The 8,286-nt window shown below is 42.3% G+C and carries 9 protein-coding genes and 1 riboswitch; of the genes, 2 read left to right on the top strand and 7 right to left on the bottom strand.

From position 1 onward, the window contains the following. Window positions 1-282 precede the first annotated feature (282 nt). A complete protein-coding gene (locus DCC82_RS06500) occupies window positions 283-624 on the top strand; it encodes a DUF485 domain-containing protein (protein WP_012749507.1) in 342 nt (113 codons plus the stop codon). Beyond that, entirely contained in the window at window positions 624-2,165 is a 1,542-nt protein-coding gene (locus DCC82_RS06495; protein WP_097354231.1) for a solute symporter family protein, read from the top strand. The genes DCC82_RS06500 and DCC82_RS06495 overlap by 1 nt, the downstream gene beginning before the upstream one ends. 179 nt (window positions 2,166-2,344) lie before the next feature. On the opposite strand, the gene menC is transcribed toward DCC82_RS06495, so the two are convergent. The 7 genes from menC to crcB (DCC82_RS06460) form a co-directional block, all read right to left on the bottom strand. Next, window positions 2,345-3,460, bottom strand: coding sequence for an o-succinylbenzoate synthase (menC, locus tag DCC82_RS06490; RefSeq protein WP_097354230.1), 1,116 nt, complete (start codon window positions 3,458-3,460; stop codon window positions 2,345-2,347). A 16-nt stretch (window positions 3,461-3,476) separates the two neighbouring features. Beyond that, window positions 3,477-4,301: a GNAT family N-acetyltransferase gene (locus tag DCC82_RS06485; RefSeq protein WP_097354229.1), complete on the bottom strand. Its 825-nt coding sequence runs from the start codon at window positions 4,299-4,301 to the stop codon at window positions 3,477-3,479. Continuing rightward, entirely contained in the window at window positions 4,276-5,445 is a 1,170-nt protein-coding gene (locus DCC82_RS06480; RefSeq protein ID WP_062677660.1) for a M20 peptidase aminoacylase family protein, read from the bottom strand. Before DCC82_RS06480 ends, DCC82_RS06485 begins: the two co-directional genes overlap by 26 nt. A 186-nt stretch (window positions 5,446-5,631) precedes the next feature. Continuing rightward, entirely contained in the window at window positions 5,632-6,063 is a 432-nt protein-coding gene (locus DCC82_RS06475; protein ID WP_097354228.1) for a threonine/serine exporter family protein, read from the bottom strand. A gap of 18 nt (window positions 6,064-6,081) precedes the next feature. Beyond that, a complete protein-coding gene (locus DCC82_RS06470; protein WP_097354227.1) occupies window positions 6,082-6,834 on the bottom strand; it encodes a threonine/serine exporter family protein in 753 nt (250 codons plus the stop codon). A 68-nt stretch (window positions 6,835-6,902) separates the two neighbouring features. Next, a complete protein-coding gene (crcB, locus tag DCC82_RS06465) occupies window positions 6,903-7,262 on the bottom strand; it encodes a fluoride efflux transporter CrcB (protein ID WP_012749500.1) in 360 nt (119 codons plus the stop codon). 12 nt (window positions 7,263-7,274) lie between these two features. Beyond that, entirely contained in the window at window positions 7,275-7,673 is a 399-nt protein-coding gene (gene crcB / locus DCC82_RS06460) for a fluoride efflux transporter CrcB (protein WP_041269597.1), read from the bottom strand. 58 nt (window positions 7,674-7,731) lie between these two features. Continuing rightward, a riboswitch (Fluoride riboswitch) is annotated at window positions 7,732-7,791 on the bottom strand. Between the last annotated feature and the right edge of the window lie 495 nt (window positions 7,792-8,286).

Below are 8,286 nucleotides of genomic sequence, written 5' to 3'. Positions count from 1 at the left end.
TAATTTTATTATTCAGCCACTTCATCCCGATGACTAAAGTCACGGGCTTTCGTAGCAGTTATTCTTGTAAAGTTAGAAAATAACAAAAACAGCAAAAAATTTTTGCCATTTTAAGCGTTAAAGTTATAAATTTTTTCGCATCCATAATCCAAAGATATACAAAATTTATAATTTACAAATTTTTCAGATAACTATATAATAAATTTGTGACAATTTTATGAACAATGAAAGGAGGCGCATTGTTTCAATTTATTATCAAATAAGAATTAAGGGGGGATTTTCATGGCTGTGCAAGAGCGTTCTTTCGAAAACCGCTCGGCAATTGATTATAGCCAAATTGCTCAATCTTCATCTTTTCAACATCTCATGCGCGCAAAGAAAAACTTTATTTTGCCAGCAACGCTATTCTTCTTCGTGTTTTACTTTGCCCTTCCGGTTTTAACGTCTTATTCTAATGTGTTAAATTCTTCTGCGATCGGCCCAATTAGCTGGGCATGGGTGTTTGCATTTGCGCAATTTATTATGACATGGGCATTATGCATGCTTTACTCTAAGCGCGCAGCAAAATTTGATGAAATCGTCGAGCAAATGAAACAAGAAGCGAAAGAAGGAGGAAACTTGTAATGCATGGCTTAGCCTTTTTCCTCTTTTTAATCATTGTGGCTCTGACGCTGGTCATCACTTACTTCGCTTCAAAAAGAACAAGAACAACGAGCGAGTTTTACACAGCAGACAGCAGCTTAACAGGCTGGCAAAACGGTTTGGCCATTGCCGGCGACTATATGTCTGCTGCCTCATTCCTAGGAATTGCAGGAATGATTGCATTATTTGGATTTGACGGCTTTTTCTATAGTATTGGCTTCCTTGTTGCCTATTTAGTCGTTCTTTATATTGTCGCCGAACCGCTGCGCAACCTTGGAAAATATACGATGGCTGACATGATTGCAGCAAGGTTTGATGACAAAAAAGTGCGCGGTGTTGCCGCGCTGAATACGATTTCCATCTCCATTTTTTACATGATTGCTCAGCTTGTTGGAGCTGGCGGTCTCATTAAGCTATTATTAGGAATCGATTACGTTTACTCTGTCCTCATTGTCGGCATACTCATGACGATTTACGTCGTTTTCGGCGGCATGACGGCCACAAGCTGGGTGCAAATCGTGAAAGCAGTCTTGCTAATAGTTGGTACGTTTATCATTTCGATCATTGTCTTTGCGAAATTTGATTTCAACCTCATAAAAATGTTTAACGAAGTAAAAACAGCCACACCACTGGGTGAAGCATTCCTCAATCCTGGCAACAAATTTAAAGATCCGCTTGATACAATCTCATTAAATTTAGCACTCATCCTAGGAACAGCAGGGCTTCCGCACATTTTAATCCGCTTCTTTACAGTAAAAGATGCACCAACCGCCCGCAAATCCGTCGTCTATGCCACATGGATTATCGGAATCTTTTACGTGTTAACGATTTTCTTAGGATTTGGGGCCGCGGCCTTCGTTGGTTATGACAAAATTGTCGCCGCAAACCCTGCCGGAAACATGGCAGCTCCATTATTAGCCGAAGCGCTCGGCGGCGATTTCCTATTCGCGTTTGTATCGGCAGTCGCATTTGCCACTATTTTAGCTGTCGTTGCTGGACTTGTCCTATCAGCCGCGTCGGCATTTGCTCATGACTTTTATAGCCATATTCTTCGCCGCGGTGAAGCAACGGAAAAAGAACAGATGGTTGCGGCGCGCTGGGCGTCTGTTGGTGTATCCGTTTTATCCATTCTTTTAGCGTTATTCGCTCAAAAAATGAATGTCGCTTTCCTTGTCTCATTGGCATTTGCTGTTGCCGCGAGCGCCAACTTGCCAATTATTGTATTAACGATTTTCTGGCGTCGTTTTAATACAACTGGCGCTATTACAGGAATGCTTGTTGGATTATTCAGTGCGTTGTTGCTCGTCTTCTTCAGCCCAAACGTTTGGTCACCGGAACCAGGAGCTGCTATTCTTGTCGGTGAACCGCTCTTTAAACTTGCAAACCCTGGTATCGTTTCAATACCATTAGGATTCATCGCATCGATTGTTGGCACACTTCTTTCCTCGAAAAACGTCGACAGCAAGAAATTTGATGAAATTCTTGTGAAAGCGAATACAGGAATAAAAGAATTAGCAAACTAATGCAATGAATCATTCTTTGATAGCTGGATTGGAAAGAGCGCAGCCTTTCCAATCCAGCTTTTTTACTCTTGCCATTATTTATGTCTTGTTCTTATTTCCCCTATTTCAGCTATCCGCGATCTATCGTTTAATCGCAATAAGAAAGCCCGAACACTAAGATTCATGTTCGGGTTGAGAAGTCAAGCGTGGTACACCTTAGCATAACTAGTATAAATATCTACTTGCTGCCGATCGACATCATATCCGATTCCCGGCTTTTCTGGTACTGTAATCGTTCCATGATGAACAGTGACTTCGGGAACGATAATATCTTTTGTCCAGTAATGGGAAGAAGCGGCTGTATCGCCAGGCAGCGTAAAATTATCTAATGTCGTAATGGCAATATTATGCGCTCTTCCGACACCAGCTTCTAACATGCCGCCGCACCAGACAGGAATATGGTTCTCCTTGCAAATATCGTGAATACGCTTCGCTTCCGCCAATCCTCCGACACGGCCGATCTTTATATTGATAATTCGACAGCTGCCAAGCTGAATGGCTTTCCTTGCGTCTTCCGCGGAATGAATGCTTTCATCTAAACAGATTGGCGTGTTTAACTGTGCCTGCAATGTGGCATGATCTACAATATCATCAGGAGCAAGCGGCTGTTCAATCATCATTAGCTGAAACTCATCTAGCGCCTTTAGTCGATCGATATCTTCTAATGAATAAGCAGAGTTTGCATCGACCATGAGCGGAACATCTGGAAAACGACGACGAACTTCCCGAACAACCTCAACGTCCCATCCGGGTTTAATTTTTATTTTGATGCGCCGATACCCTTCTTGTACGTACCGTTCGATAATACGCAATAGATCATCGATGCTTTTTTGAATCCCAATGCTTACCCCTACTTCAATACGATTCTTATTTCCACCGAGTGCTTTATGTAACGGCAGTTGCTGTCTTTTCGCAAATAAATCCCATATTGCCCCTTCTATCGCCGCTTTTGCCATTTGATTTTTGCGAATGACGGAGAAACGTTGCCGCAACTCTTCTGGGTGAGCAATTGGCGCTTGAAATAAAAGAGGCAATAAAAAATCTTCTATCATATGCCAATTCGTTTTTACGGTTTCTTCATTATACCAAGGTGAAGGGAAGGCCACCGATTCCCCCCATCCTGATAACCCATCTTCATCCATCGCTTCCACTAAAATAAACTCCTTCTTTTGAAACGAACCGAAACTTGTGGTAAACGGCGACTTTAGTTCCATTTGCAAGTGGCGCAGTATGACTCGTTTCACTTTTATTCCCATAAAAAATTCCTCCTCATTATAGCGGCAATTCGTTGCGCTTAACGCAAACATAGTACAAAACAGGCTCATCATCTTTTCGAAGTATATGCGCAACGGCCCATCCTTCACGGAAGAGGCGAACAAAAACATCACGTGTCTTATAGCGCCAATCAAGCGCTAATTCATGATCTGTCTCTTTTAATCGTTGAAACTGAAGAGGAATAGGCACAAGCAAAAACGGATAGTCATGATGAATAGGTTCCTCTTTCCAAATCGCTTCTGGGTCACCGGTGTTGTTTTGTTTCCAATCAAGCACCATCTTTTCTGGCGACCACTTCAGTCTTGAAAAAAAGCGGCCTCTCTCTTGTAAATATCGGCTCCCTAGAAGCCACTCCACAATAAATCGATCCGACGGTAAATGCTTATTTAGAGCATCATCCATTTCACCGTAACAATTTTCGATATACTGTGAGCAAATCGCTCCTAACTTTGCAATGTTAAGATAGCCGTTTCTGCTTTGGAGCGGATCGTATGTCCAACGAATCGTACGATATCCCTGCTTGATTGCTTCTTGTGCCTGTTTCATTTTTAACATATAACCTATTCCTTGATCACGCAATGGTTCAGCAATCCCGAGCATATGCGAACAAAGATACGTTTCTCCATCTTGATATCCGGGAAAACTATACACAAATCCGACCATTTTTCCATCAATAAAAGCACCGATAATAATGCCGCCGTTTTTCGCCACCGTTAACGTTTGATGGGTAGGAATTGGGCTTGTTCCCCACACTTCCGCTTCTAGTTGCGCCATTTCTTCAAGTTGTTCGATCGTGTCAATTTTTTGTAGTGAGATACGCACTTTCTGTCTCCCCCCGTGGTGCAAAATGCTCAAACGTTTCCATAATGACTCTTGCTAATATTTCAATACCAGATAATAAATCTTCGCGGCGGAACGTCATTTGCGGATGGTGCAATCCCGGTTTTAAATCACAACCAAGCCCTAGCATCGTCGTTTTTAACTGTGGTTTCATCAATGAATAAAAATGGAAATCTTCCCCACCTGAAGTGACTACTGGCGGCAGACATTTTTCTTCTCCTAACGTAGCAACAATGGCACGCTCCATTAGTTGCTGTGCTTGTGGATGCGGCCGCGCAGCGGCAATACGAACTCCTGAATAAAGCTGAATATCCGCATCATAAATAGATGCAATCCCTTTCACCACGTGATTCAATCCTTCTACCAACTGTTCCATCGCCTCGTTCGTTTGTGCTCGCAAATCAAGCGAAAATTCCGCATGATCTGGAATGATGTTCGCATTTTTTTCTCCTGCGTGAAATCTTGTCATTTTGATCGATGCAGGCACTTGTGGATCAATATGGATTTTGCTCAGCTCTTGTACGATCGCACTCCCAACTTCAATGACATTGACTCCAAGGTGCGGTCTTGCCGCATGCGCGGCAACTCCTTTAATTTCTCCATCAATGCATTGCGCTGCTCCGTGCAAAATCGCGGGAACAGCATAACCGCTTTTTACTTCTTGAATCGGCCGCAAATGAACACCGTATAAAAAGTCAATATCATCGATAACTCCTTTTTCTAAAAACTTCAATGCTCCTGTTCCTTTTTCTTCTGCTGGTTGAAAAAGAAACCTCAATGTTCCAGGCGGCTTATAACCGATGCGATTAAACAGTTTGGCAACCCCTAATACCATTGTCATATGTGCATCATGCCCACATGCATGGTTTGCTTGCCATGCTCCATTTACTTCTTGCCAAAGCGCATCCATATCGCTGCGCAATCCGACTGTAAACGGCCCGCTGCCGATTTCCCCAATCACTCCCGGACAATCGGAAAACGTGTTGGCACGATATCCTTCTTGAATCAGTTGCTGCTTAATAAACTCCGTCGTTTTCCACTCTTCCCAACTAACTTCCGGATGACGATGAAGGTGGTCAAAAATCTCCCATAATTCTTCCTTCATCGCATGAATCATTTCTCTCATTATGCTCTCCCCCGATGATATATTTGCAAACAATGGCGAAACATCAAATGTGCTTCGAAAATAGTTGTTACACATATTATAATATTCAAAAAAAATGTTGCAACCTGTGCAAGTTAATTAACGAACAAAAAACGGTTTATGTTCATAACAGCAGCACAAAAAAATCCTACCTCTCTTTGTAGAGAGTTAGGATTTCCACTTCCGTTTGACAAGCTGATTAATCACTTCAGAAAAAATCAATCCCATGGCAATCGCTCCAGAAATCATAAACGCTTTCGCCGCGAGCGATATCGCCGTATTGTAGTCGTTGAAAACGACGTGGCGCATCGCTTCAAACGCCAATCCTCCTGGGACAAGCGGAATAATTCCGGAAACACTAAAAATCGTAACTGGCGTCTTATATATTCTTGCAAATATGGTGCTGATCATCGCAACAAAGAAAGCCGCAATAAACGTAGCGGCAACATCATTTAATTGATGTTCGGCAAATAAAAAATAAATCATCCATCCAACCATTCCGACAAATCCGCTATTGATTAACAATTTCTTTGGAATGTTAAAAATAATCCCAAACGCTGCTGAAGCAATAAAACTTGTTAATATATGTTGTACGATCATCCGCAATTCCCCTTACGATTAGCCAATCGACAAAATAAGCGCAATACCGGTGCCGATCGCGAACGCTGTTAAAAATGCTTCCGCACCTTTAGACAACCCTGCGAGAAAATGTCCCGCCATTAAATCACGCACCGCGTTTGTAATCACTAGTCCCGGCACTAACGGCATGACAGATCCAATAATGATTTTATCTAAATTCGCCCCCAACCCAATCGCAACAAGGATCATGGCCAATCCACCGCTGATAAACGATGCAAAAAATTCAGCGAAAAATCGTATTTTCACAAGACGGTGAATCATCTCAAAACAATAAAATCCTGCTCCTCCGGCAAGAAACGAAGGAAAGAAGTTGTTCCATCCTCCAAACATGACAGCAAAACACCCGCTGGCAATCGCCGCTGCTGCTACTTGCTGCGAAAGGGAGTAAGCAAGCTTTTGTTTTTCCACTTCTTTTAACTGTGTATATGCCTCATCCAGTGATAATTCTCCATTGCTGATGCGACGGGAAATATTGTTCACAAGCGCGACTTTTTGCAAATCTGTCGAACGTTCCACAATCCGAATAAACTGCGTGGAATTCATTCGATCAATCGAAAAAATAATTCCTGTCGGCGTGACATAACTGTGCGAACGGGGAATGCCAAAGGAAGCAGCAATACGCATCATTGTATCTTCCACACGATATGTTTCCCCGCCGCTTTCGAGCATAATTTTTCCCGCAAGTAGACAAAGGTCTACAATATCGTTTGTACGGTCATGGTAAGTCGGCATTCTCTATCTCTCCATTCATGCTTTATTTGTGATATTACAAAAAAATATAACGCTAGACAATAGCCGTTTTACACACTTGATGCTTTCATGCCAAGAAAAGCAAGAAGCAGACCGAGTATATAGCTTAATGCAAGATACAAAACAAACATTTTCCATTGCTTATGAATATAAAGAGCCATACTTTCTAGCTTGAATGTGGAAAAAGTCGTAAATGCCCCCATAAATCCTGTTCCGAAAAGAAGCTTCCACGAATCATTCCATCCTTTTCCTATAATATATCCAAGCAAAAAAGACCCGATTAAATTGACTAATAATGTAGCAAGCGGAAAAGAAGAAGGATACTTCTGTTTGATCCAATTGCTGATGCCAAAGCGCGCAATCGCGCCGAAAAACCCTCCGATCGCCACCAGTGCGCTGTTCCATAACATAAGATCTCCTCCTTATTCCGCCGCCTCTTTTTGTGCATGCAAGCGGCCGTGTCCAAGGCGAAATCCGATCCATGCCATAAGCAGCCCGCCGCACATGCTGAGGAAAACGTAGAACAACGCTAACTCTAAATGAGACGTGTGAAGCAACTGAACCGTCTCGACGCTGAACATCGAAAAAGTCGTAAACGATCCTACTAATCCCGTTCCTAGTCCTGTCACAACATAAGGAGGAAGATTGCGCAGCCGAGGCAAATAGGCAGTCAGCCATCCTAACGCAAAACAGCCAATTATATTGGCCAGCCATGTTGCCAAAGGAAACAACCCGTTCCATAAGGCACCCACAAACAATCCTAAATAATAGCGAAGCAGCGCGCCGACAATGCCGGCAAGACCAACGACGACATAAATCACGAACAATACCCCTTTTCCTTCAATTTATCCAAAAAACAAACTCCTACCAATAATTGATTTACTGGTAGGAGTCATCAGCCCGAACGATAGTTTAGCGAACTCCATCGCCTATTACTCTGTCCGTTATTATAACAAAAAGATATCTCATTGCCAATTTGCGCAGTTTCTCCCTTGGCTGTCTATGTTTTTACCAGCCATCTGTTTTTTTCTTCTTATTCTTCTGCACTGATCACGTATGGAAACATTTATTGTGACAACCCCAAACTTTCGTCATCATCCTTCTTCGTTCATCACCGAACTTATGACTAGTTACTCTCCTTACAAGAATAACTGCTACGAAAGCCCGTGACTTTAGTCATCGGGATGAAGTGGCTGAATAATAAAATTATTAGAATATTCTTTATTATTATAATTGTAACCTATCTAATGTTTGGTTATCATGATATTAGATAGGGGTGATTTATTAAATCTCTATGATCAATATTACATAAAGAAGGAATGGTTTATCTTCATCCATATCATGTGATTTTCTACCCAAAATAACACATGGACGCGCATACGGCGCAAAAAATCGCCACCAGAGCGTGGGAAGCGGTAGAAAGGTTCTTGTTTG

The sequence above is a fragment of the Geobacillus sp. LYN3 genome (genome assembly GCF_003064505.1).
Taxonomy (GTDB): Bacteria; Bacillota; Bacilli; order Bacillales; family Anoxybacillaceae; genus Parageobacillus_B; species Parageobacillus_B toebii.
Note: the sequence above shows the minus strand (reverse complement) of the source record. Positions and strands in the feature narration are given on the sequence as shown.